Annotated in this window: 23 protein-coding genes; 9 read left to right on the top strand and 14 right to left on the bottom strand. The window is 69.7% G+C overall.

Annotation, left to right across the window (positions count from 1 at the left end; all coding sequences use genetic code 11):
• Nucleotides 1–86 precede the first annotated feature (86 nt).
• From VZQ01_RS38605 to VZQ01_RS38565, 9 genes are all read right to left on the bottom strand, one after another.
• Complete coding sequence (locus VZQ01_RS38605) at nt 87–1,622, bottom strand: tetratricopeptide repeat protein (protein WP_426746117.1); 1,536 nt, start codon at nt 1,620–1,622, stop codon at nt 87–89.
• Between the two features lie 25 nt (nt 1,623–1,647).
• Entirely contained in the window at nt 1,648–2,907 is a 1,260-nt protein-coding gene (locus tag VZQ01_RS38600) for an outer membrane beta-barrel domain-containing protein (protein ID WP_223747297.1), read from the bottom strand.
• Nucleotides 2,908–2,921: 14 nt separating this feature from the next.
• A complete protein-coding gene (locus VZQ01_RS38595; RefSeq protein WP_223747296.1) occupies nt 2,922–3,743 on the bottom strand; it encodes an outer membrane beta-barrel domain-containing protein in 822 nt (273 codons plus the stop codon).
• Nucleotides 3,744–4,111: 368 nt separating this feature from the next.
• A complete protein-coding gene (rplC, locus tag VZQ01_RS38590) occupies nt 4,112–4,786 on the bottom strand; it encodes a 50S ribosomal protein L3 (RefSeq protein WP_074951747.1) in 675 nt (224 codons plus the stop codon).
• Nucleotides 4,787–4,933: 147 nt separating this feature from the next.
• Nucleotides 4,934–5,704, bottom strand: coding sequence for a hypothetical protein (locus tag VZQ01_RS38585; protein ID WP_223747295.1), 771 nt, complete (start codon nt 5,702–5,704; stop codon nt 4,934–4,936).
• A gap of 65 nt (nt 5,705–5,769) precedes the next feature.
• Nucleotides 5,770–6,243, bottom strand: a complete 474-nt coding sequence (locus VZQ01_RS38580) for a hypothetical protein (RefSeq protein WP_074951744.1) — start codon at nt 6,241–6,243, stop codon at nt 5,770–5,772.
• A gap of 58 nt (nt 6,244–6,301) precedes the next feature.
• The gene (locus VZQ01_RS38575) at nt 6,302–7,387 is read right to left on the bottom strand and encodes a HupE/UreJ family protein (RefSeq protein ID WP_223783731.1); all 1,086 of its coding nucleotides are present in this window, start codon (nt 7,385–7,387) and stop codon (nt 6,302–6,304) included.
• A gap of 44 nt (nt 7,388–7,431) precedes the next feature.
• Nucleotides 7,432–8,001: a hypothetical protein gene (locus tag VZQ01_RS38570; protein ID WP_046714240.1), complete on the bottom strand. Its 570-nt coding sequence runs from the start codon at nt 7,999–8,001 to the stop codon at nt 7,432–7,434.
• Nucleotides 7,998–8,156 carry a lmo0937 family membrane protein gene (locus VZQ01_RS38565; RefSeq protein ID WP_143097068.1) on the bottom strand — a complete coding sequence of 53 codons (159 nt, stop codon included), beginning with the start codon at nt 8,154–8,156 and terminating at the stop codon, nt 7,998–8,000. Before VZQ01_RS38565 ends, VZQ01_RS38570 begins: the two co-directional genes overlap by 4 nt.
• 301 nt (nt 8,157–8,457) lie before the next feature.
• On the opposite strand from VZQ01_RS38565, the gene VZQ01_RS38560 reads away from it, so the two are divergent.
• From VZQ01_RS38560 to VZQ01_RS38530, 7 genes are all read left to right on the top strand, one after another.
• A complete protein-coding gene (locus VZQ01_RS38560; RefSeq protein ID WP_223783732.1) occupies nt 8,458–9,195 on the top strand; it encodes a lytic transglycosylase domain-containing protein in 738 nt (245 codons plus the stop codon).
• A gap of 224 nt (nt 9,196–9,419) precedes the next feature.
• Nucleotides 9,420–9,740, top strand: coding sequence for an STAS domain-containing protein (locus tag VZQ01_RS38555; protein ID WP_223747292.1), 321 nt, complete (start codon nt 9,420–9,422; stop codon nt 9,738–9,740).
• A gap of 90 nt (nt 9,741–9,830) precedes the next feature.
• A complete protein-coding gene (locus tag VZQ01_RS38550) occupies nt 9,831–10,814 on the top strand; it encodes an AAA family ATPase (protein WP_223747291.1) in 984 nt (327 codons plus the stop codon).
• The gene (locus tag VZQ01_RS38545; RefSeq protein WP_426746116.1) at nt 10,811–11,779 is read left to right on the top strand and encodes a DUF58 domain-containing protein; all 969 of its coding nucleotides are present in this window, start codon (nt 10,811–10,813) and stop codon (nt 11,777–11,779) included. The genes VZQ01_RS38550 and VZQ01_RS38545 overlap by 4 nt, the downstream gene beginning before the upstream one ends.
• Entirely contained in the window at nt 11,776–13,833 is a 2,058-nt protein-coding gene (locus VZQ01_RS38540; RefSeq protein ID WP_223783734.1) for a transglutaminase TgpA family protein, read from the top strand. Before VZQ01_RS38545 ends, VZQ01_RS38540 begins: the two co-directional genes overlap by 4 nt.
• Nucleotides 13,834–14,433: 600 nt before the next feature.
• Entirely contained in the window at nt 14,434–15,321 is an 888-nt protein-coding gene (locus tag VZQ01_RS38535; RefSeq protein WP_141329544.1) for an RNA polymerase factor sigma-32, read from the top strand.
• Between the two features lie 161 nt (nt 15,322–15,482).
• Nucleotides 15,483–17,945, top strand: a complete 2,463-nt coding sequence (locus tag VZQ01_RS38530; protein WP_426746115.1) for an OPT family oligopeptide transporter — start codon at nt 15,483–15,485, stop codon at nt 17,943–17,945.
• A gap of 52 nt (nt 17,946–17,997) precedes the next feature.
• Here the strand turns inward: VZQ01_RS38530 and VZQ01_RS38525 are convergent, their stop codons facing one another.
• From VZQ01_RS38525 to VZQ01_RS38515, 3 genes are read right to left on the bottom strand one after another with little or no spacing between them, the layout of a single operon-like run.
• On the bottom strand, nt 17,998–18,423 hold the full coding sequence (locus VZQ01_RS38525; protein ID WP_223783735.1) for a hypothetical protein: 426 nt from the start codon (nt 18,421–18,423) through the stop codon (nt 17,998–18,000).
• Nucleotides 18,424–18,481: 58 nt separating this feature from the next.
• Nucleotides 18,482–19,048 (bottom strand): hypothetical protein, encoded by a 567-nt coding sequence (locus tag VZQ01_RS38520; RefSeq protein ID WP_408890157.1) that lies wholly within the window; start codon nt 19,046–19,048, stop codon nt 18,482–18,484.
• Nucleotides 19,049–19,056: 8 nt separating this feature from the next.
• Nucleotides 19,057–19,455 (bottom strand): hypothetical protein, encoded by a 399-nt coding sequence (locus tag VZQ01_RS38515; RefSeq protein ID WP_223747285.1) that lies wholly within the window; start codon nt 19,453–19,455, stop codon nt 19,057–19,059.
• Nucleotides 19,456–19,704: 249 nt separating this feature from the next.
• Here VZQ01_RS38515 and VZQ01_RS38510 point away from each other — a divergent pair, with 249 nt between their 5' ends.
• Both VZQ01_RS38510 and VZQ01_RS38505 read left to right on the top strand, forming a co-directional pair.
• Nucleotides 19,705–21,468 (top strand): HEAT repeat domain-containing protein, encoded by a 1,764-nt coding sequence (locus tag VZQ01_RS38510; RefSeq protein WP_223747284.1) that lies wholly within the window; start codon nt 19,705–19,707, stop codon nt 21,466–21,468.
• Nucleotides 21,469–21,471: 3 nt separating this feature from the next.
• Nucleotides 21,472–22,782, top strand: coding sequence for an HD-GYP domain-containing protein (locus tag VZQ01_RS38505; RefSeq protein ID WP_223747283.1), 1,311 nt, complete (start codon nt 21,472–21,474; stop codon nt 22,780–22,782).
• On the opposite strand, the gene VZQ01_RS38500 is transcribed toward VZQ01_RS38505, so the two are convergent.
• On the bottom strand, nt 22,763–23,797 hold the full coding sequence (locus VZQ01_RS38500; protein WP_223747282.1) for an RluA family pseudouridine synthase: 1,035 nt from the start codon (nt 23,795–23,797) through the stop codon (nt 22,763–22,765). The genes VZQ01_RS38505 and VZQ01_RS38500 overlap by 20 nt on opposite strands.
• A 10-nt stretch (nt 23,798–23,807) precedes the next feature.
• A complete protein-coding gene (locus VZQ01_RS38495; RefSeq protein WP_046714254.1) occupies nt 23,808–24,071 on the bottom strand; it encodes a hypothetical protein in 264 nt (87 codons plus the stop codon).
• Nucleotides 24,072–24,152: the final 81 nt, after the last annotated feature.

Below are 24,152 nucleotides of genomic sequence, written 5' to 3'. Positions count from 1 at the left end.
AAACACGAAGGGGACCACCCCGGCACACGATGTGCGCGAAGGAGGTCCCCTTGGGTACGAAGGCCGGGCACGGTGTGCCCGGAATGTCACGGTTGGGCGTCCGTCGTCTTCGCCGGGCAGCCCCGCTTCAAGGTGTACTGGTAGTAGCCAATCTCGTCGATCCAGAACTCGCCCTGGAACTTCCAGTAGTTCCACGCCGCGCCCGGCATCTTCGGTCGGTAGAGCGACTGGCGCGTCAGGAGCGCCTTCTGGTCCAGGCCCGCCTGCAGCAGGTCCTTCTCGTCCAGCGCCGTCTGCACGCGGATGATCTCGGCCTGGTCGGAGAACGTGCGCAGGTTGTCGGCCGCCTCACGGATGCGGCTTCGGGCCAGCGTCCCACCCACCTGGAGCAGCGTGCCGCGAATCTCCTCCAGCGACGCCACCGTCTGCGTCGCCAGGGGCGTGCCGCGCCAGGGCCCGGAGGACAGCTCGCGCTTCTCCTGGTCCACGCGGGCCAGCACGCGCATCACCTCGCGGATGCGCTCGTTGTTGCGCAGCCACAGGTACACCGGGCGCGGCAGGCGACGGTTCTCCGCGGCCACCAGGTTGTAGGCCTGGATGAGGTCGCCGTCCTCGGCGGTGAAGGGCTCGAGCTGCCTGGCCATGGGGCCGTACAACTCGTCGAAGGCCGCCAGCGTCGTCTTCACCTCGTCGTAGAGGCACGAGTAGTAATAGACGGTGGACTTGAGGATCCACGACTCGGGCTGGAAGGCCCCGGCGAACTGCGGAGCGTGCAGCGCCTGGAGGCTGCCGAGCGCGCCGCCGAAGTCCTCGTTCTGGAAGCGCGCGAAGCCGTTCTCGAACAGGGCCTGGTCCCAGTAGCGCGTGTAGCGCGGCACCCGCTCGTACGCGGCCGTCGCCTCCGCGTACTCGCCCCGGCGGTAGTGCAGCCGCCCCAGGCCGATGAGCGCCAGGTGCTGCGTCGCCTTGAGCTCCACCTGCGGCTCCTGGGAGGCCAGCGCGACGTTGAAGGCGGCCAGCGCCTCCTTGTCGAGCGCCTCGCCCTCACCGGGACGGCCGGGGAAGCGCGGGTCCGCCAGCACCACGCCCAGCAGGTAGCGCGCCTTGGCGTACACGCGGCTGTCCCTGGGCACCGCCTCCAGCAGCGAGCGCGCCTCCTCGAAGCGCATGCGACGCTGGCTCACCGTGCCCACCAGGTAGTTGATGCGCGCGAGCACCTCCTTGGGCAGCGTCACCCACTGGTCCCTCACCTCGTCCGAGTACGCCTGGTTGAGGATGCTGGGGATGAGGTTCTGCTCGTCCAACTGCTGCTGCATGTCCACCAGCCCCTCCACCGCCTTGAGGTACGAGGGGTGCGAGGGCCCGGCGTTGACGATGGCCGCGTAGGAGATGAAGGCCGCCACCGGCAGGCCCTTCTTCGCGAGCGACTGGGCGAGGAAGTACTCCGCCTTGCCCTGCGTCTGCGCGTCGCCGCCGGCCTCGGAGGCCTGGAAGAAGAGCGGCGCGGCGGTGTCGATGTCGCCCGCGTTGAAGGCGGCCAGGGCGCGGTTGTAGCCGCCCGGGTCCTGGGCGCTGGCCGCGAGCGGAGCCAGGACGGCGAGGAGAGGAAGCAGTCGTTTCATGGCGAGTCGTGCCTTCATGGCGCAATCAGAAGAGGAACGAGAAGCCTGCGTAGAAGCTGATGTTGTTGAGCACGTCGGAGGACGGCTCGGCCACCAGGTCGCGTCCGAGGATGATGTCCTCGCGGTAGTTCTTCTTCGTCTTCGGGTCGACGCCGTCGAACTTCTGGTAGTTGCAGCTGCCGCTCAGCTGCAGCGCGGCGAAGTCCTGCCCGGTGGAGCGCGCGGCCTCCAGCGCCTCGAAGTCCGCCAGGTTGCAGCCGTCCACCTTGTCCACGCGGGCCGTGTAGATGAGGTCGCGGACCTCCAGGCGCAACGCGTAGGACTCACCGAACTGCAGCCGGAAGCCGCCGCCCACCGAGCCCAGGAACTTGGTGCCCGTGTCGCCGAAGCGCGCCGGCACGTCGTAGCGCTGGCCGTCCACCTCGTTGGAGACCGCGGGGCGGATGAGGTGGCGCGTGGAGCCGATGCCGGCGCCGCCGCTGAGCACCAGGCTGAACTGCGCCAGCTTGTTGTCCAGGAACGCGAACTTGCCGTACAGCGGCGTCACCTCCACGCCCGCCTGCGCGCCCCACACCAGCAAGAGCGACGAGGCCGCCTGCGCCTGCTCACGCACCTTGTCGATGAGCTCCAGGTTGAAGCCGCTCTCGTTGGTGTGCCAGTTGTACTGGCCCGTCACCTGGAGGCCGAAGTTCTCCTGCAGGTGGTAGATGTATTGCAGCGCGGTGCCGGCGTGGTTGGTGTACTTGCCGTTGACCTGCACCACCGCCGGGTACAGCGCCAGCTCGTGCTTGCCCTCGTCCGCGAAGCGCTTCTTCTGGACGATGTGCAGCGACACGTTGGGGTTGTAGAGCGGCGCGCCGTTCACCAGGCGCTGCTGCTGCGCGTCCGTGGTGCGCGGCGCCTCGTCGGACGAGGCCAGCACCGGCGCGTCATCCGGCGTCACCGGCGCGTCCACGTCGTGCTCGCGCGCGGGCTCGGCCACCGCGGGCTCAGTGTCCTCCTGGGCAGGCAGCTCCTCCTGCACCGGCGCGAGCGCGGGCTGCACCGAGGGCTTTTCGGCGGACTGCGTGGGAACGGTGGGCTCCGGACGCGAGGTCGGCGCGCGGGGCGCCTCCAGCTTCGGCTCGGGCGCGGCGGGAGGCGGCGGCACGGAGGTCTCCGCGCCCGGAGCGGGCACGGACGGCGCCTCCTCGGCTTGGGCGAGGAAGGCCGCGGACGTCGGGAAGCGCGGGGCCGCCTGGGCCACCGCGGCGACGAGGAGCGCGAGGGACAGAATCGGTCGCATGGTTCGAAGGTGCCCTAGAAGGAGTAGGTGTAGCCGAGGTCGAACTGCACCAGGTGCGTGAGGCCCGGACTGGACGCGGATTCACCCGTCACGCGGCCCGCCTCCCAGTCCTCGCGGACCAGGTTGACGCGGTAGTTGTCGCGGAACACCCAGTCGCGCACCTCCAGCCGCAGCCCGTGCTTGTCGAGGATGAAGAAGCGGAAGCCCACCGCCGCGGACACCATGGGCGCCACGCGCGTCTCGCGCACCCAGTAGTCCTCCGACGCGCTGCCCCGGTCATCCAGCGAGGTGCGGTTGTCGCAGACGCCCGCCTGGCGGTTGACGACCTGCGAGCACTGGATGACGGAGTTGCGCTGGAAGCTGCCCAGGCCGCCGCCGGCCCACACATAGGCCTGGAAGTGCGCGGGCAGGTCCGACACCAGGCTCAGCTTCCCGTAGATGGGCGCCCAGCGGATGCCCGCCACGCCGTGGAGGTTCATCTCCCAGAGGTCCTCCAGCTCGTCCGTGACGCGCTTGTCCTCGCGCGCCAGGAAGCTCTCGGAGATGGAGCGCGCCAGGCCCGTGTGGCGGCTGGCCGCGTAGCCCGCGCGCGCCTCCACCGCGAAGGTGTTGAAGAGGTTGTAGGCGACGCCGAGGTTGAAGAAGTAGTGCGCCGTCAGGTGCGTCTGGAGGGGCAGCCCCACCCCCAGGGACACCTCGAGCTTGCCGCCCGGCTCGTACAGCCGGTTGCGGACGACGACGTTGTCGAGGACGGCCTCGTCATCCTGCGCGGCGGCCGCCGAGGCCGCCAGCCAGACCACCAGTGGTGCGAAGACGCGGAGCGTGCGTGCGTTCATGGTTCCTGCCCGGCCCAAGGTGTTGGGCCGACGTGTGCCAGGGCGCCTGCGTCACCGACGGCCAGGCCCCTTCATGGCGCATCCATGTGCACACGCCTTCCACGCCAGACAAGCCACGGAGCCCAGGAGGCGGAATTATTTTCACCCCGAGGCTCCCGCGCCGACCACCTCTCAACGTTTCCGGATGCCCGACAGCCCCCGAGGACGGAAGACGGTCCACCACGCTTCCCACGGCGGGACACACCTGTGCCCACTCACCGCGGGGGAACCAGAGGCGGAAAAGCGAACGCCCCGCCCGGATGCCCGACGAATCGGGCCCGGAGGCGGGGCGTCATGAGGGCTTCAGGCGAAGCCGCTCGGACAGCGGATCAGGCGCGGCGCGCGGCCTTGTGCTGCTCGCGCATGGCCACCTTGATGCTGGGGCGGACGTACACGATGGCGTTGTTGTGGCCCGGGACGGCGCCCTTGACCAGGACGAGACCCTTCTCCAGGTCCACGTCGACGACGGTCAGGTTCTGCGTGGTGACCTGCTCCACGCCGTAGTGACCCGGCATCTTCTTGTTGGGGTAGGTGCGGCCCGGCGTCTTACGCTGACCGATGGCGCCCGGGTGACGCTGGTACTCGTGCGTACCGTGCGTCTTCGTCTGCGAACCCTTGAAGCTCCAGCGGCGCATGACGCCGGAGAAGCCGCGGCCCTTCGTCACGCCCGTGACGTCCACGAGCTGGCCCTTGGAGAACAGGTCCGCCTTGACGGCGTCGCCCACGTTGAAGGAGGTCGCCTCCTCCACCGTGACGCGGAACTCCTTCAGGTGCCGGCGGTAGGGGGCGTTGTTCTTCTTGAAGAAGCCCCGCTCGCACTTGTTCAGGATCTTCTCGCGGATCTCACCAAAGCCCAGGGTGACCGCGGAGTACTGATCCTTCTCGGGAGTGCGCTTGCCCACCACCTGGCAGGTGCTCACGTCGATGACCGTCACGGGAACGAGGTTGCCCTCGTCGGTGAACACCTGGGTCATTCCGATCTTCTTGCCAATCAGACCCTTCACGTCGTCCTCACACTGCCAGCGCGCGTAGGCGCGGAAAAACCCAATAAAATCAATGATCTGGCCCGCGAACTAATCTGCGGTCCCCAGGAAGCGGCGCAATGTAGCAGACATACCCCTGACGTCAAGCACTACGGGAGCCAGGGTCCCTCACTGCGCGCGATCGAGCCGGGGGTAGAAAGCGGCCAGCTGTGGATCAGCGATGCGTTGAGCGTACACGTCCTCCCCGAGCAGGAACAGCGCCTGGTCCAGATAATCCTCGGCGGCCTTCACCTGTTCCTCGAGGGTGGCGATGGACTGGTCGATTTCCGCCATGCGCGCCTCGTGCTCCTCCTTGCGGGCCTCGGCCTCGTCCTCCATCTCCAGCAGGCGCTTGTGGGCCAGGATGCCGGGGGCGCCGGGCTGGCCGGGCTCCGGGGTGAGGGCGGTGGCCAGGCGCGCGTCCAGGTCCTCGACCTCCCGTCCGAGCCGCATCTGGGTGAGGCGGTTCTTCTTGAGGTTGGTGCGCGCGGTGTCGATGCGGGCGGGGTCCTGCCGCGTCAGCTCCATGTCCGCGATCTTCTTCTCCAGCTTGATGAGGCCGTCGGCGGCGTAGCGCAGCTCCGCGCGCCGGCTGGCGAGCGTCTTGCGCAGGTCCTTCACCTTGCCGTCGATGGCATCCACCGCCTTCTTCCACTTGCGGACGATGGCCTGGTGGCCGGCCTTCTCCTGCTCCTGTTCGTCGAGGAAGGCCTGGTAGGCGGCATCCTCGTCGTTCATCTCCTGCTCGAACGCGGCCAGCTCCTCGCGGCGCGCCACCACCGCCTCCTCCGCCTTGTAGACGCGGTCCATGGAGCGGGGGCAGGTCGGCTTGCCCGGGAGCCTGTCGCGGGACAGGTCTCCCAGCTGGAAGATGAGGTCGTCGTAGCTCTCCTTCGCCATGGGCGGATTTCTACGCCCAAGGCCCCCGGACTGTCACCGGGAGAGCGCGCCCCCGGCGCTCGAATTCAGGAGTCGGCGGGCGCGGCGGCCTGGGCGGGGCTCGCCATGGTGGCGCCGGCCAGGGCGCCCTCGGCCATGGTGAGCAGCTCGCGGGAGCGGTCCTGCTCCTCGGTGCGGTTGAGCTCGCAGACCCAGGCCGAGGACAGGTCCGCCTGCTGGCGCGCCAGCTCCGCGGTGGCCTCGTAGCGGGCGGCGGACGCGCGGGCGAAGGCCCCCTCGCGCCGCAGCTCCAACAGGGTGTCCGGGTCCAGGATGATCTCCTCGGGAGGCACCGGCAGCGGCCCCCGTCCCAGCGCCGCCAGTCGCGCGAGCAACCTGGAGGCATGCGCCCGGCAGAAGGCGGCCAGCACCATCAGCCTCGCGCGCATGCGCGCATCCATGATCCGCTCGGCGAGCATCGTCATCCGCCGCGCGGAGACGACCTCCGCCTCCCACGCGGCCGCCAGTGCCGCGGCCAGCCGGGTATGCCTCGCACCCATCTACGTCCCCCGATCCCTACCCTCTTCGAGGCCAACGTAGGGACGGGGTCCGCGGGATTCAACCGAGTGCGCGCTGGACCATCCAGTACCCACCAGCCGCGAGGATGCCCACGGACAACACGCGGACGGTCCCCAGGTGCGCGCGCGGCCGGCGCTGGAGCATCCGCAGGGGCGGCAGCAGCACGGCGACCACGAGCGCCTGGCCCAGTTCCACGCCCAGGTTGAAGCCGAGCAGCCCCTTCACCACGGAGTCTCCCAGGCCATAGCCCGCCAGCACGCTCGCGAAGCCGAAGCCGTGCACCAGCCCGAAGAGGAACGTGACGAGCGCGCGGTGACGGTGCTCGCGCAGCACCAGGTTCTCCACCGCGACGTAGATGATGGACAGCGCGATGGCGGCCTCCACCCACCGCGCCCGCTCGCCATCCAGCACCACCCAGCCGAGCGCCGTGGCCCCCAGGGTCAGCGAGTGCGCCACGGTGAACGACGTCACCAGCAGCAGCACGCGCTTGAACCCGCCGCCCACCAGCAGCACGGCCAGCAGGAACACCAGGTGGTCCACGCCCTCGACGATGTGGCGCATGCCCAGCCCCACCCAGCCGAGGAAACCTCCGATGGCGGACGAGGACACCTCCCCGGGGTCGGGGATGTCGAGCGAGGGCTGGCCCGCCTCCGCGAACAGCGCGCCCGGCGCCCCGCCCTCCCCCACGCTGCCCAGGATGACCCGGTAGCCCGAGGGCAGCACGGACAACACCCCGTAGCGCTGGCGCATCCGTCCCTCGGGACAGGTGAAGGTGGCCGTCAGCTCGACGAACGTGGCCCGCGCCCGCGCCGCCTGGGCCGTGCGCGCGCAAGGAGCGCCGCCCGCGGTGAGCGGCAGCACGTCCCACACGCCGCTCGAGAGGACATCGGGGCGCGCGTCCAGCTCCGCCTGCGACAGGGCACCATCCGAGTCCGCGTCCAGGCCCGCCGGGGCCAGCCGCCCGAGCGTCGTGGCCGTCATGGTGAGGACCTGACGCACCTGGGACGCGCGGGCGTCCGGCGTGCGACGCACCTGGGTGTAGAGGATGTCTGCGTCGTGGGCGGAGGCGGAATGCGCGCCGAGGAGCAGGCCCGCCCAAAGCCCCCACCAGGGGAAGCTCTTCATGGCGCGCGAGCCTGCCGCCGGGCGGCGCCCGAGTCCACCCCGCCCTACTCCTGGATGACCTCGAGCTGGATCTGCTGCCGGCCGCTCAGCCCGCCATGACGGGCGCCGCAGCGGGGGCAGAAGATGAGCTGATCCCACTCCCACAGGAGCTTCACGTCCTCGCCGCAGCAGAGCATGGGGATCACACGCAGGAGCTCATCCGGCTCCGGGTCCATGGGGCCCGGCATCGACTCGGGCTCCACGGCGACGAAGGTGGGCCGGGGGTTGAGCGACAGCGTGCGCGAGACGTGCGCCAGCTGCTCGTAGCGGACGTGGTTGGCCCACGCGCGCGCCACCGACTCCAGATGCGTCTGCTGGGCGGGCGTGAGGAAGCCGTCCGCCTCCGCGCGGTGGCCGCAGTAGGGGCAGCGCCACACCGGCAGCCCCTCCTCGCCCTCGTGCGCGTTCTCCAGCGTGAAGAACGCCTGCAGCTTGTGCAGCAGCGCACGGGCGTCATGCGGGCCGGGGCGCGTCTTGAACGCGCGCATGCAGCTGGGACACTCGCGGCGGGTGAAGCCCGCGGTGTCCCGGGGCAGCTCCACCCCGTCGGCCCTGGGACCTCGGACCGCGCTCATGACACCGCCGTCCTCCGGCCCCGCGCCACCACGCCCAACACGAACGTGAGCAGCGCGAACAGCAGCAACAGGTGGACCCAGTAGCCCTCCGTGGAGCCCACCGTCAGGCCCGTGCCCCACAGCACGAGCAGGATCATCCCCATGGTCCAGTACACGTCGGCACCTCCCCCGTATCCCCATCCCGGAGCGGCCCAAACTAGGAACGCGATTGCCCACCGGCAACCCAGTGCTTTTCACAGGAAGCAAAGTTCCCTGTCCGGGCATTTTTTCCGACGCCCGAGAAGCCGGCGTACCCACCAGGAACTCGGTGTTCCAAGAGATCTAAAGGAGATACCCGCGCGCAAGGGGCACCCTGGGCCCTGGCACGGCGCCTGCTTGGGTGCCTCCTCGTCGAAGTCGGGTGAATGAGCGCGACTTCCGTGGGCTTGTGGGCATGGGGTTGCCGGGGAGGGTGGGATGAGGGGCTGGACGGTGGCGGTGACGGCGGCGGCGATGCTGTTGAGCGCGGGGGCGTACGCGTTTCCGGTGCAGGTGCCCACGGGGCCCCAGGGGGAGCCCGCGGAGATGATGTACCTGCGCGCCTCGCTGGAGCAGCGGGAGCGGGAGCTGAAGGCGGCGCTGGCGAAGCTGGAGAAGTACGAGGATGAGGCGATGTTCGCGCAGGCCGAGCGCCTGGGCGTGGTGGAGATGGTGAAGGCGTCGGGGCTGCCGGTGCACCAGCAGCGCCGGCTGGCGGTGGCCATCGTCCGCGAGGCGCAGCGCAACAACGTGGACCCGCTGCTGGTGGTGGCGGTCATCCGCTGCGAGAGTTCGTTCAACAACTACGCGGTGTCCCACGTGGGGGCCATGGGCCTGATGCAGGTGATGCCGGACACGGGCACGTGGCTGGCGGACAAGGCCGGCTTCCGGCTGGGCCGCTCCACCAACCTGTTCGACGCGGAGACGAACGTGACGCTGGGCACGGCCTACCTGGCGGACCTCATCAACCGCTTCGGCTCCGTGGAGAAGGCGCTGGTCGCCTACAACGCGGGCCCGGGGCTGGCCCGGCGCATCCTCGCCAAGAAGGACGCGCGCACGAAGTTCATGGCGGGCTACCCCACCAAGGTGGTGAAGGAGTTCCGCAAGCTGAAGGCCCAGCAGGAGCGCGAGCTGACCCTGCGAGATCAGCAGAAGACGATTGACCGGCAGGGTTGATCGGCAGGCGACAACCAGGACGCCCGCCATCTGACAGTCGTGTAGATGTTGCATCCCGGCGGCTGAAATTCCTTCCCATCTCCAGGCAGTGTTCGCGCCTGGCAGTGCACCCCATGGATATTCCATGGGTTTTCCGGGTGCGACATTGGCCCGGAATGTGCTCCTGCCGCCGTGCCCGAGACTTCGGCACAGCGCGCACACGCATCGATTGGGAGAGCACAGCAATGGCGGGTTTGCAGATCCACCGTGAGGACGTCGCAGGTCGCATCACCCTGCGTCTGGAAGGGGTTCTGGACGGCAAGACGGCGCAGGAGGTGCAGACGTCGCTGGACACGTTGCAGGGCCAGGACGTGGTGGTGGACTTCACCCACCTGCGGGAGTTCAAGGACAGCGCGGTGGGGGTGCTGACGCGCAACCTGGCGAACTCGGTGAAGCTGCGCGGGCTGGCGTCGCACCACGAGCGGATGTTCCGTTACTTCGGCGTGACGACGGGCGTGGTGGTGCAGCGTCCGTACTACACGCCCGAGGACGTGCTCTCCCTCTAGTCGAGGGAGGCCGAGCAGGCGGGCGCCCCTGGAGGGTGCCCTGGAGTTGGCGGTGCCGGCCCCCGGGGGAGTCGGCTAGAGTGACGGCGGATGACCCAGCCCGCCCGCGTCCTCGCCGCCGACGTACCGTCCCCCGCCTCCGCGCGCCCGGCGATGGAGAGAATCGCCGCCGAGCTCGGGCGCGCCGTCGAGGGCAAGGAGGCCCAGGCGCGCCTGGTGACGACGTGCCTGGTCTCCGGTGGGCACCTGTTGCTGGAGGACGTGCCGGGTGTCGGCAAGACGACGCTCGCGGAGGCCCTGGCCCGGGCCTGTGGGCTGAGCTTCGCGCGCGTGCAGTTCACCGCGGACCTGATGCCCGCCGACATCCTCGGCGCCCAGGTCTTCCACGCCCAGACGGCCACCTTCCAGTTCCGTCCCGGTCCCCTCTTCCGTCAGCTGGTGCTCGCGGACGAGCTCAACCGCGCCCCGCCGCGCACGCAGTCCGCGCTGCTGGAGGCCATGGCGCAGGGCCAGGTGTCGCTCGACGGGAGCACGCACGCCCTGCCCTCCCCCTTCACGGTGGTGGCCACGCAGAACCCGGTGGACTTCTCCGGCACCTACCCGCTGCCGGACTCGCAGCTGGACCGCTTCATGGTGCGCCTGTCCCTGGGGCACCCCGCCGCCGACGTGGAGGCGCGGCTGCTGGCCACGCGGGGCCGCACGCCGCCCCTGGAGGCCGTCAAGGGCGTCTCCAGCCCCGAGGAGCTGGCGGCCCTGCGCGCGCTGTCCGCGGAGCAGCGGCTGGACGCGTCCGTGGCGGAGTACGTGGTGCGGCTGGCGCGGGCGACGCGGGAGCACGGCGACATCGAGCGAGGCGCCTCCACGCGCGCGGTGCTGGCGCTGGGCGCGGCGGCCCGCACGCAGGCCCTCTGGGAGGCCCGGGACTTCGTGACGCCCGGGGACGTGCGGGCGGTGCTGGTGCCGTGCTGGGCGCACCGCGTGCTGCTGCGCAGCGCCGTGCAGGGCGTGGCGGCGCGGGACGAGGCGGCGCACCTGTTGGAGGAGCTGGTCCGAAAGGTCCCGGCGCCGCGGTGAAGTCCCCGTGGAAGCAGCGCTGGGCGCGGCTTCGCGCCAGGCTCCGTCCGCCGCGGACCCTCCGGGTGACGCGCATCGGCCGCACGTACCTGGTGGTGACGTTCGGCGTGGGGCTGGGCGCGCTCAACACGGGCAACAACCTGCTCTATCTGCTGTTGGGCCTGCTGCTGAGCATGGTGGTGGTGTCCGGCGTGCTGTCGGAGCGGTGCATCCGGGACCTGTCGGTGCGCCGGGTGGGCACGGACGCGGCCTTCGCGGGTGAGCCCTTCGCCTTCCGCTGGGCCGTGTCGCGCAAGCAGGGGCAGGCCTTCGCCCTGGCGCTCGCGGAGGCGGACTCGCCGCTGACGGGCGCGGGCGGCGTGGGCTACCTGCCCTCCGGCGTGGAGCACATCGTCCGCGCGGACCTGGTCGCGCCCCGCCGCGGGCCGGTGCGGCTGACGGGCGTGCAGGTGACGACGACGTGGCCCCTGGGGCTGTTCGCCAAGACGCGCGTGCTCTCCCTCGACGGCCTGCTGCTCGTCTATCCCAAGCGCGGCTATGCCTGCATGGACCCGGGCGACGCCGAGCGAGGGCCGGTGGGGGACGCGGGCAACCCGCGCCGCAACGACGGCAGCGGCGACGTGACGGGCCTGCGCGAGCTGGCCGAGGGCGAGGACGCGCGCCGCATCCACTGGCTCAAGAGCGCGTCGATGGGGAAGCTCCTGCGCGTGGAGCGCGAGCGCGAGGAGCGCCGCACGTGGATGCTGCCCATCGAGCCGGGCCTGGAGGGCGAGGCGCTGGAGCGGCGCTGCGAGGAGGTCGCGGCGCTGGCCCACCGGCTGCTCGAGGAGGGCCATGAGGTGGGCCTCCACACCGCGGAGGAGCGGCTGCGCGCGGGCACGGGCGCGGCGCAGGAGCGGCGCATCCTCAGGGCCCTGGCGTGGCTGGGCTTCGAGCGGCCGCGGGACGAGGAGGCGGCGGCATGACGCGCGGCTCGCGACTGCGACTGGTGCTGCGCGACGTGGCCTCCGGCTGCGCGTTCGGGTCGATGGCCGTGTCCGGCCAGCTGCCGCTGTGGACGCTGGGCCTCTATGGCTTCTCGCTGGTGGCGGCGCTCCTGGGCAAGCGGCTGTTCGCCCGGCGCGCGAAGCTCACCGCGCTGTTGCTGTTGGGCGTGGCGGCGGTGCTGGCCGTCAATGTCACGGCGGGCTCGCTCAACCTGGTGGTGGCCGCGTGTGCCTTCGCGGGCCTCATCTCCGCGCACCGGCTGCTGTCCACGCCGGACCCGGCCACGGATGGGCAGGTGCACCTGTCCGGTCTGTTGATGGTGGCGGGCGGCGCGGCGCTGTCCGGTGAGCTGGTCTACGGCCTGTTCCTGGTCGCCTTCAGCGTGCTGTCCAGCGTCTCGCTGGCGCTGGGCGTGGTGGAGTCGGCGGTGCCCGAGGGTGAGCCTATCCCGGTGCGCCAGGTGCTGCGCCCCCTGAGCACGGGCGTCAGCTTCGCGGTGGCCGGCGCGGTGGCCTTCTTCATCCTCTTCCCCCGCCTCAACTGGAACATGACGGGGCCTCGCGCGTCGCCGGGCATCGGCCCCGCGACGACGGGCTTCTCCAACACGGTGCGGCTGGGCGGCACGGGGACCATCAAGGACAACCCGCGCGTCGTGCTGCGGGCGACGCTGAACCCGGACCCGGGCGTGGATGCGCTCGGCGCGTACTGGGTGGGCCGCACCTACGACATCTTCGACGGGCTGGAGTGGACGAACGCGGGCGGCGTGCGCAAGGAGCGCGAGCCGCTGCTGACGCTGCGTCCGGGCGGCGACAACCTGGTGCACCAGCGCGTGGAGCTCCTGCCGGCCTACGGCGGTCGCACGCTCATCGCGCTCGAGACGCCGTCGCGGCTGGGCAACGCGGTGGCGAACACGAGCACGGGCGGCCGGCGCACCTCGCTCCAGGAGCTGTCCGGCGGCGAGGCGCGCTTCCTGGAGCCGGGCATCTCCTACTCCTATGAGGCGTACAGCCTGCCGCCGGGTGGCAGTGGCGACCGGTTCCGCAAGCTGCCCCCGGTGGAGCAGGACGCGCTGCTGGCGCTGCCCGAGAACATCGACCCACGCGTGGCCCAGACGGCGGCGCGGGTGCTCGACGGCGAGCGCGAGCCGATGGCCGCCGCGCAGAAGCTGGCCGCGTGGCTGCAGCGCGAGCACTCGTACACGTTGGAGCAGGCCGGCGAGAGGGATGACCCGCTGGCGGACTTCCTCTTCGAGCGCAAGGCCGGGCACTGCGAGCACTTCGCCACCGCGCTCACGTTGATGCTGCGCACCCAGGGCATCCGGGCCCGGCTGGCCACGGGCTTCTTCGGCGGCGAGCGGGTGAACGAGGGCTACATCCTGCGCGCCGGTGACGCCCACGCGTGGACGCACGTGCTGGTGCCCGAGCGCGGCTTCGTCACCGTGGACGCGACGCCGCCCGCGAATCGTCCGGGCCAGGGCTCGAAGTGGATGCAGCGGCTGCTGGGGTTGTACGAGGCCATCGAGTCGCGGTGGCGCAACTCCGTCGTCGACTACTCGTTCCGGGACCAGGTGGACGTGGCGCGCGCGCTGGTGCGTCCGCCCAAGGGCTCCGAGAAGAACGAGCGCAGCCAGCTGCCCCCCGCGCGGGCCTGGGGCGCGGCGCTGGTGGTGGGCATGCTCGTCTATGCCGGGTGGCGGCTCGTGGAGCGGCTGTCGGGACGGCCTCGTCCGCTGGAGGCCACGCGCTTCGTGGACGCGGTGGAGGCACAGCTCGCCTCGGCGGGCATCGCGCGGGGTGACGACGAGACGCTGGAGGAGCTGCACGCGCGGATGGCCTCGGACGGCCACGCGCTGGCGCCCGCGCTCGCGCCCATCACCCGGCGCTACCTGGAGGCCCGCTTCGGCGGGCGTCCGCTGCGCCAGGGCGAAGCAGACACGCTGCTGCGCTCCTTGAAGAGCGCCGTCTCCGACTTCGTCCGCCTGGAGGCCCAGCTTCGGGCCCGTACGGATGAGCGTCGCGCCCGCGCCTCCTGAGGGAGCGCGCACCGGCACGCGCCCGCCTCGAACGGCGAGCCCCGGCACGGCGGCAGACCCCAGGGATTCCCGCCGGGGGGGCGCGCCCGGCGCGGCTGAGCCTCACCGCCCTGCCCGCCTCGGGCGCCATGGGCTCGCGTGGCGGGTGGCCCTCCGGGCGTCCCCCCGGGCGCGGAAAATCGCGCCGGACAGCGGCCGCCGGAGTCGTTAGCCGTTCATCCACGGGAAGGCGAAAGGCGCCGTGCGCGGCCCTCTCGTCCAAGGGGGCTCACCTGCCAGGCGGGCAAGGGAGCTTCCGCGCTCGCTCGGCACCTCGGCTCCTCGACAGGGCCCAGGTGCTCCTCCCTGGAGGCGTCACGTGCACAGACGGGCACATTCTACAGCCGCGAAGTCCCGGCGAGTTCCCAGGTCGGCCGTAACGGTTACAGCCCTCCTTCTTTGTACATGAGCGACGGTTCCGCCAACCCCCCGCAGACACAGGGGAAGGTGGTGTGGGTGGCGCTGGCATCCGGGTTGCTCATGACAGCCCTCGTTCAGTCGTCAAGCGGTCCGAAAAAACCTAGCGGCCTCCACGAGGCCCCACGTCGGGAGAAACCATCCATGCAGGCGTCCACCGAGCAGTCGTCCAACTCCGGCTCCCTGGCGATGTACCTCTCGGAGATCAACCACTACAACCTCCTCACCGTGGAGGAGGAGCAGGCGCTGGCGCGCAGCTTCATCCAGGGAGACCTGGCCGCGGGCCACCGGCTCGTCACGAGCAACCTGCGCTTCGTGGTCAAGGTCGCCTATGAGTACCGCTCCTACGGCATCAAGATGTCGGACCTCATCCAGGAGGGGAACATCGGCCTGATGAAGGCCGTGCAGAAGTTCGACCCGGACAAGGGCATCCGCCTCATCTCCTACGCGGTGTGGTGGATTCGCGCGTACATCCAGAACTACATCCTCAAGAGCTGGTCGCTGGTGAAGCTCGGCACCACCCAGGCGCAGCGGAAGCTGTTCTTCAGCCTGGCGCGCACGCGCCGTGAGCTGGAGAAGTTCGGCAACGGCGAGGCCGTGGTCAACGTGGAGGAGATTGCCCGCCGGCTGCACGTGAAGCCCGGCGAGGTGCGGGAGATGGAGCAGCGCATGGGCGGGCGGGACCTCTCGCTCGACGCGCCCATGGGCGAGGACGGCGGCAACAGCCACGTGGACTTCGTGGTCAGCGCCGCGGCCCCGCAGGACGACGAGTTCGCCGACAAGGAGGAGGCGGGCCTCATCAACGCCCGCGTCCGCACCGCGCTGATGCGCCTGGACCCGCGCGAGCGCTTCATCATCGAGCAGCGCGTGATGAACGAGCGCCCCATGACGCTCAAGGAGCTGGGCGAGCACTTCGGCTTCTCGCGCGAGCGCGCCCGCCAGCTGGAGATCCGCGCCAAGGACAAGCTCAAGGCGGAGCTGGCCGCGCTGATGGCCGAGGTGGACCCGGACGCGGCGGCGCTGCAGCAGTAGTCCCCGCCTGACGCGGCAGGTCGGCCCCGGTTCCACGGGGGCCCCCCGAGCGCCTCCATCCCTCCCGGGGTGGGGGCGCTTGCCATTTGAGGGGCATTGCTTCGCGCGCCGGGCGGGGCCCTGCTAGAAGGGGCCCGATTCCCTCGTAAGGAGCCTTTCGCTTGGCCCACGGTACCCCGCCGGTCGTCGACGAGCGTGTTCCGCTCGCGCAATCGCACGCGCCCCACCAACACTCCCCGTACATCCCACCCGACCAGTCCCCCACGGAGATGACGATCCGCGGGTTGGTGCTCGGCTCGGTGCTGGGCATCGTGTTCGCCGCCTCGTCCGTGTACCTGGCCATCAAGGTGGGCCTCACGGTGTCCGCGTCGATTCCGGTGGCGGTGCTCTCCATCGCCATCTTCCGGGCGCTGGGCAAGTCGAACATCCTGGAGAACACCATCGTCCAGACGACGGGCTCGGCGGGAGAGTCGCTGGCCTTCGGCGTGGCGGCGGCGCTCCCGGCGCTGCTCTTGTTGGGCTACGACATCAGCCTGACGCACGCGTTCCTCACGGCGGCGCTGGGCGGTGTGCTCGGCGTGCTGATGATGATTCCGCTGCGCCAGGGCCTCATCGTCCAGGAGCACGGCAAGCTGCCCTACCCGGAGGGCACGGCCAGCGCGGACGTGCTCATCGTCGGTGAGCAGGGCGGCACCAACGCGCGCACTGTCATCATCGGCTTCCTGGTGGGCGGCATCTACAAGTTCGCCTACTCCGGCATGAAGCTGTTCCGCGAGGTGCTGAGCACCCCGCTCAAGGGCCTCAAGAGCGCCACGCTCTCCACCGAGGTGAGCCCGGAGCTGCTCGGCGTGGGCTACATCATCGGTCCCCGGGTGGCGGCCATCACCTTCGCCGGTGGCGTGCTGAGCTACCTCATCCTCATCCCCGCCATCTCCTTCTTCGGCGGCGGGCTGGATCAGCCGCTGCTGGTGCACAACGGGCAGCTCATCCGGGACATGTCCCCGGACCAGATTCGCAACGCGTACGTGCTCTACATCGGCGCGGGCGCGGTGGCGACGGGCGGCCTCATCAGCCTCATCCGGTCGCTGCCCACCATCATCGGCGCGTTCAAGCGCGGCGTGGAGTCGCTCAAGGCCTCGCGCGCGCACGGCGGCGCGCCGCAGCTGCTGCGCACCGAGCAGGACCTCCCCATCACCGTGGTGCTGGTGGGCAGCCTGATGCTGGTGCTGACCATCTGGCTGGCGCCCCCGCTGCACGTCAACTTCATCTCCGCCCTGCTCATCATCGTCTTCGGCTTCTTCTTCGTGACGGTGAGCGCGCGAATCACCGGCGAGATTGGCAGCTCCTCCAACCCCATCTCCGGCATGGTGGTGGCCACGCTGCTCGTCACGTGCCTGGTGTACCTGATGCTGGGCTGGACGAACTCCAATGACCGCTTCATGGCGCTGACCACGGCGGCCATCGTCGGCATCGCCGCGTCCAACGGCGGCACCACCGCGCAGGACCTGAAGACGGCCTTCCTGGTGGGCGGCACGCCCCGGCGGCAGCAGACGGCGCTCTTCGTGGGCGTGCTGACCAGCGCCATGTTCATCGGCCTGGTGCTGGTGACGCTCAACAAGGGCGCCACCGTCACCATCCCGGAGCCGCACCCGAACGTGCAGGTCACCGAGCTGACCGAGGAGACGCGCACCCAGTACGTGTTCCCCTGGAGCGTGTCCGCGGACGCGCTGGCCAGCCGCAACCTGGACGAGGCGGCGCTGCGCAAGGCGGCCTGGGCGCAGGGCTACGAGCTGGCCAACACGAACGGCGCGCTGGAGCTGCGCAGCTGGCGGCAGGTGGGCACGCAGGACGTGGGCGGCGTGACGCTGAGCCCCACGGGCGGCTCGCAGGTGAAGGTGTCCGACCTGGGCGCCGTCACCGAGGGCCCCCAGCGCACCTTCAAGGAAGGCTACGTGCGCGGCGCGGACACGCCGGTGCCCGCGGGCAAGTACCTGGTCGACGGCGCCGGCACCATCCAGTACGTGGTGGACCCGGGCATCGGCGGCCGCATCAGCACCTACGAGGGCCAGGCCCTCACCCGCTACGCGGCGCCCAAGGCGCAGCTGTTCGCGCTCATCATCGACGGCATCCTCACGCAGCGGCTGCCGTGGGACCTGGTGCTGCTGGGCGTGTTCATCGCGCTGATGCTGGAGCTGTGCGGCGTGTCCTCGCTGCCCTTCGCGGTGGGCGTGTACCTGCCCATCAGCAGCAGCGCGCCGCTCTTCGTGGGCGGCATGGTGCGCTACTTCGTGGACCGCGTGCGCGGCGGTGAGTCCGACTTCTCCCCGGGCACCCTGCTCTCCTCCGGCTACATCGCCGGCGGCTCCATCGCGGGCGTGCTCATCGCCTTCCTGGAAATCGCCACGGACGGCGCCGGCTCGCGCGCCATCAACCTGCCGGCAGTGCTCGGCCACGAGGGCGCCATCGGCGGCTTCCTCAACACGGTGGGCGAGAGCGAGCTGGCGCATCCGCTCTGGTCCAACCTCTGGGGCCTGCTCTTCTTCGGCGGCCTGACGCTGTTCCTGCTGCGCTCGGCCCTGCGTGGCCCCAGCGCCGCGGTGTCTCCGCCGCCCGCCGGCAAGTAGCCCCGTGAGGCGACGGCGCTCCCCTTTGCTGGGAGCGCCGTCCCTCCAGTCATCAGAAGTTCGTGTTCTGCGAGCCGTTCACGAGCCGGAGGTACTTGCAGGTGCCCGTCGCGTCCCACTCCACCCGGAAGAAGCCCCGGGTGCTCAGGGCCTGCTCCCAGAGCTCGCCCACGACCGCGTCGGGCACGCAGCTGTAGATGGTGTGGGTGGCGGCCCCCGCCGGGGTGAAATAGGACTGGAAGAGGCGACCGCCGACCATGTCATCCCGGAAGGACGCGGAGGAGGTCGTCACCGCGTCCTGGCGGAAGCCGACCAGGTTGCCGAAACAATGCCCCGAGCCATCCGTGTTCTTCTGGCAGAAGAGGGTCTGCGACTGGAGTCCTCCCCACGCGACGGGAGCGAGCGCCAGGGCCGCGAGCGCAATACCAGGCAACAGGCCCTTGCGAACAAGGGACCTCGAAGAAGAGAGCTGCTTCATGTTTTGTGACTCCTGAGCCGTGTGACGTTCGACTGCTCGAAGCGAAGTGAAGCGAGAGCTACGGAAGACCATCGGCATCCGGAGCGGGGATGAGCCGGTCCTGGTTGATGGCGACGATGAGCTGCTTGCGGAGCGCGTCGGCCTCGGGACGGCCTCGAAGGTGGGCGAGCTCGCGCCGAATCTCGAGCACGTCCTGCGCAGTCATGCGTCCGCTGGAGACCACCCGGTCCACCATCGTGCCCACCCGCGTTGCCGACTCGCGCTGCTCGGAGGACAGCTCCGGCACGGAAGGCGCGGACGCCTCGGGCTCATGGGCCCCCACGACGGCCCCTCCTGACGCCTTCAGCAACGTGGCCACCCGCAGGGCCATGGCCTCCAGCTCTTCCCCGGAGAGGCGCCCCTGCCCGGAGGCCGCTGGGGAGGACGCGCCCACCATCAAGCCAGCCCCCGCGGCGTGAGCACGAGACTCCATTGCCCGGCGCAGCGCCCCCACCTCATCCGTGAGCTGCTCCACGCGCTGCTCCTGGAACTGCTGCGCCTGGCTCACCGCGAGCCAGCACCCCAATGCGCACCCCACCGCCGTGGTCAGGCTCGGAAGCCAGCCCTGAAACACCTGGGTGTTCATGAGATGGCTCAGAAATTCGAGTACTGGCTGCCGTTGATCAGGAACAACGAATAGCAGCTCCCCCCGGCCGACCAGTAGATGGAGAAGAAGCCCTCGTGGTTCATGGCCTTGTTCCAGTGAGCCCCCGTCACCGCGTCGGGCGTGCAGCTGAAGTACTCCGTCGTCGCGCCCGTGGTGAGCGCCGCGTAGAAGTACGGCGCCGCGTTGCTGGACCGTGAGAAGAGCGCCTGCGTGTTGGCGCCGGCGTGATTGCGGAAGCCGAGGAGGCTGCCCTGGCACCGGCCAGAGCCATCCGCGTTCTTGTAACAATGGGCTGACTCCGTCGTGAAACCAGCGAGGACCGCGGGCGCGGCCAGCAACGTCGCGACACAGCAGGCCGAGGCTCCGCGCTTCAAGAGACGATGCATGTGAACTCCTCCAATGGAGGCCAGTTCCCTGGCCCCTCGAAAGGAAGCCTAGCGAGCACGTCTGACGCACTGCTTCGGAGCAAGGCCACGGAGCCCGGCACCCGGCTCTTACTCGGGAATCCCTGTGCGCGCGTGTCGGGGTAGACCCATCTCCCTCCAAGTCCTCGTAGTTCCTACCGCCGCCGGCTGGGGGTTCGGAGGATTTCGGAGTAGGCTGGTGATACCGCCCGAGCGGAGAGTTGCAGACGCATGGCCCAGCCCCAAAAGACCCAGGACGCGAGCACGGACGCCGAGCAGTCCCCGGAGGTCCGAGAGAAGGTGGAGATGGCGCGCACGTTCGCGTTCCATCTCCTCAAGGGCATCAAGCAGATCGGCATGTACCGCCACAACGAGGCTCGCTTCCCCGAGTTCCTCTCGAAGGCGTTGGAGGCCATCTCCCAGTACACGGAGAAGTTCGGACCGCTGTCGTTGAAGGTGGAGCAGCAGAACCTCACGCTCCACAACGACTCGCTCTTCTCGGAAGACACGCCGCTCCCCTACAAGTTCTACCGCGACGGCATCCGTCAGCTCATCTTCCGCCCCGGCCTCACGGTGGAGGAGCTGACCACCTTCACGCTCATCTCCCTGTCCGAGCCCGAGCGCGGCGCGGACGACGTGCTGGCGCAGCTGTGGCGCGCGGGCATGGAGCACGTGGAGTACGTGGTGGTGGAAGGCTTCTCCATGGAGAACGCCAGCGAGGAGGAGGTGCAGGTCGAGGTGGACAAGGTGGTGGGCTACCTCTACTCGCGCCTGCAGACGAACTCGGATGACTACCTGCGCTTCGCGCGCGTGTCCGCGGAGGACCTGGACGCGAAGATGGACGGCGTGGAGCAGATCCGCGGCCTGGTCGTCGGCGGGCGCCACGCGTCGGACGAGCTGAAGGCGCGGCTGCAGCGCGAGGTGATGGAGGAGGAGGGCTCGCGGCTGTTCCCCAAGCTGGTGAGCGCCGTGTTCCAGGTCGTCGAAGGAGGCGTGGAGGACGGCACGCTGCTCGAGGAGATCTTCGTGCAGCTGCTCGACATGCTCCTGCTCCAGGACGACTTCGGCACCATCAATCAAATCGTCCTCAAGCTGCGCGCGCTGTCGCAGAAGGACGGAGGACAGTCGCTGGAGAAGCTGCTGGAGTCCTTCCTGCACAGGATGGGCGAGGAGCAGCGGCTGATGCGCCTGGGCGAGTCGCTCAAGGGCGCGCGGCCCAAGCAGCCGCAGGACGTGACGCGCTACCTGCAGGCCCTGGGGCGTGACTCCGTCATCCCGCTGCTCACCGTGCTGGAGACGCTGGAGATTCCCGAGAACCGCGCGCTGCTCTGCGACGCGCTGGCCATCGTCGCGCGGGACACGCCCGAGCCCTTCGTGGCGCGGCTCACGTCGGACCGTCCGCAGACGGTGCGCGACATGGTCTACATCCTGGAGAAGAGCAACCACCCCGAGCGCATCAAGATGTTCGGCCAGGTGCTCAAGAGCCCCAACCTGGTGGTGAAGCTGGAGGTGCTCGGCATCATCGGCCGCGGCCGCACCGGCGAGGCGCGCCGGCTGGTGGCCGAGGCCCTGGCGGACCCCGTCTCCCAGGTGCGCATGCTCGCCGCGCGGATGCTGCCGGAGTTCGACCGGGACAAGGCGTACTCGGACCTGATGCGCCTCATCCGCGAGCCGGCCTTCGACAAGAAGACGCCCGACGAGCGCACGGCCTTCTACGCGGCGGTGGGCGCCACGGGCACGCCGGGCGCGCTCTCGCACATGCAGCAGCTGCTCGCCGTGAAGCCGTCCCTGCTCAACAAGAAGCGGGTGCTGGAGGACAAGCTGCTGGCCGTGGCGGGGCTGGCGGGCGCGTGCTCCATCCAGAGCTACAAGATGTTGCAGGCCGTCGTCGAGGACCGCAACCAGCCGGTGGAGCTGCTCACCGCGGGTCGCAAGGCGATGTATCAGACACGCAAGGCGCTGTTCGGGGACTCGGCACTGCCGGAGGAGAACTGAGCGATGGCCGAGAATCTGAAAATCACCCAGAGCCAGGACGAGAACACCAGCGAGTTCGGGCGCGAGCACAACGAGAAGCTCCAGTCGCTCTCGCGCGCCATGGTGGCTGGCCTCTACATGCTCGTGCGCTCGGTGAAGATGTATGACCCCGAGAACGCCGTCTTCCAGAAGCCGCTGCACCAGCTCCAGGACATCATCAATCAAATCATCGGCAAGGAAGGCCGGCTGGAGCTCGCGGGCGTCAAGGACTCGTTCTACCTGAACGGCATGCTGGTGAAGGTGGACCTCAACTCCATCGAGAACCAGCGCTACCTGCTCGCCGAGATGCGCGGCAAGGACGTGGGCGGCTTCACCCTCACCAAGCCGGTGACGGTGCCGGAGCTGAAGAACTTCATCTGGATCTTCAGCAAGGAGCAGACGGCCCAGTCTGAGGAGGACGGACTGTCCGGCCGCAAGCTGCTCAACATGCGCGTGGCCAAGTTCTCCAAGCTCAAGGAGAAGCTGGACAAGGACATGAACAACCCGGGCGACCAGAAGGTCGATCGCAAGAAGTACGCGATGACCGTCTACGCCCGCTCGGTGTTCTTCCTCAGCAAGTACCTGGAGTCGGTGCGCGCCGGAAAGCCCATCAACGCCTCCAAGGCGCTGCGGCTGGTGCAGGACTTCGTGGACATCAGCTACGACCAGCGCACGCACTTTTTGGGCATGACGACGATGCGGCGCGAGGACGAGTACCTCGTGTACCACCAGGTCAACGTGTGCCTGATGAGCATCGTCTTCGGCGCGGAGCTGGGGCTGACGAAGCCGCAGCTGCGTGATTTGGGCTACATCGCGCTGTTCCACGACGCGGGCATGACGACGCTGCCGGAGGAGCTGGCCACCAAGCGCGGGGCGCTCACGCCCGAGGAGCGCGTGGCGGTGCAGCGCGCGCCGCTCATCTCCGTGCGCAACATCCTCATGGAGAAGGGCTTCAGCCGCTCCACGCTGCTGCGCGTGGTGACGACGTTCGAGCACAAGACGGACTTCGGCACCGCGGTGCGCGACTCACGCGGCAACATCCAGATGATCATCCCCAAGACGAACCTGGGGGCATACGCGAAGATCATCGCCATCTGCGACGCGTACGACGCGCTCACGTCCAAGCGCCCGTACCGGGATGCCTACGGACCGGAAGTGGCCTTGATGCTGATGTGGACGGAGATGCGCAACAAGTTCGACCCCGAGCTGCTCGAGGTCTTCATGCGCGTCATGGCCATCCAGCCGGTGAAGGTGCTGAGCAAGCGCCAGCAGTCGCTCAGCGTTTCCGGGCTGTAGCCGCGCGCTTCTTCGTCGCCGCCTTCTTGCGAGCGGGGGCCTTCTGCTTCGCCTCCGCCACCGGAGGCGCTTCCGGGCCTCCGAGCAGCGTGAGCGCCGCGGCGAAGTCCTCCGGAATCGGCGCCTCCAGCGACAGCGCCTTGCCCGTGCGCGGGTGCGCGAAGGCCAGCTTCCACGCGTGCAGGGCCTGACGTCCCAGGCGCTCCTGCGCGGCGGCGGCCTCGCCCTTGGGCTTGCGGCCCGCGCCGTAGAGGGTGTCTCCCAGCAGCGGGTGGCCCGACTCGGCCAGGTGCACGCGGATCTGGTGCGTGCGGCCGGTGAGCAGGTCCACCTCCACCAGGGCCGCGCCGTCGAAGGCCTGGAGCACGCGGAACAGGGTGATGGCGGGCTTGCCCTCGCGCACCTTGCCGGTGAAGCGCTGGCGGTGCACGGGGTGGCGGCCGTAGAGCGTCTCGATGCGGCCTTCCGCCGGGGGGACGCCGTGCACGAGGGCCAGGTACGTCTTGGAGACCTCGCGCCCCTTGAAGGACTTCTGGAGCGCGACGAGGGCCTGCTCGTTCTTGGCCACCACGAGGCAGCCGGTGGTGTCCTTGTCGAGCCGGTGGACGATGCCCGGGCGCAGCTCGCCGCCGACGCCGGCCAGGTCCTTCACGCGGTGCAGGAGCGCGTTGACCAGGGTGCCGGAGGCGTGGCCCGCGCCGGGGTGCACCACCATGCCCGCGGCCTTGTCCACCACCACGAGGTCCTTGTCCTCGTGGAGCAGGGACAGCGGCAGCTCCTCGGCCTCCGGAAGGGCGGCCACGGGCGGCGGGACATGGAGGGTGAGCGTGTCGCCACCGCGCAGCCGCATCGCCGCCTTCACGGGCTTGCCGGCGACGAGCACGTGCCCGTCGTCGATGAGTCCCCGGATGCGGGAGCGGGTCAGGTCGGTGAAGACGCCCGCGAGATACTGGTCGATGCGCTCTCCGCGGGCTTCCGGCGGGGCGCGATGCTCTCGCGTGTCGGGCGCTGCCACGGGGGGCGGACTACCAGATCTTCGACTTCACGTGCGCCTTGGAGCGCAGGACGATGTCGTTGATGGCGCGCTCGAAGAAGTTCGCCGTGGTGAAGACTTCCTGGCTGACGCGGCTCTTGTAGAGCTCTCGGCCCTCCTCCAGCTCCTCCTTGAGGACCTCGAAGAGGTTGTCCTGCTCGATACCCTTGATGATCTTCTGCTCGTTGTAGAGCGAGATATCCGAGGCAATCGCACGGGCGAGCCGCATCGCCTTGATCTTTTCCTCGTCCGTCATCGTCTTTCCTACATAGGCACCGCTCGGAGGGGAGTCAACTTTCCTTGTGGTACGAGCAAAAGTCGGCACCCCTCCAGGGCG

Source organism: Myxococcus faecalis (assembly GCF_050039385.1).
Lineage (GTDB): Bacteria > Myxococcota > Myxococcia > Myxococcales > Myxococcaceae > Myxococcus > Myxococcus fulvus.
The sequence above is the reverse complement of the archived record's forward strand: the minus strand, read 5'-3'. Positions and strand labels throughout refer to the sequence as shown.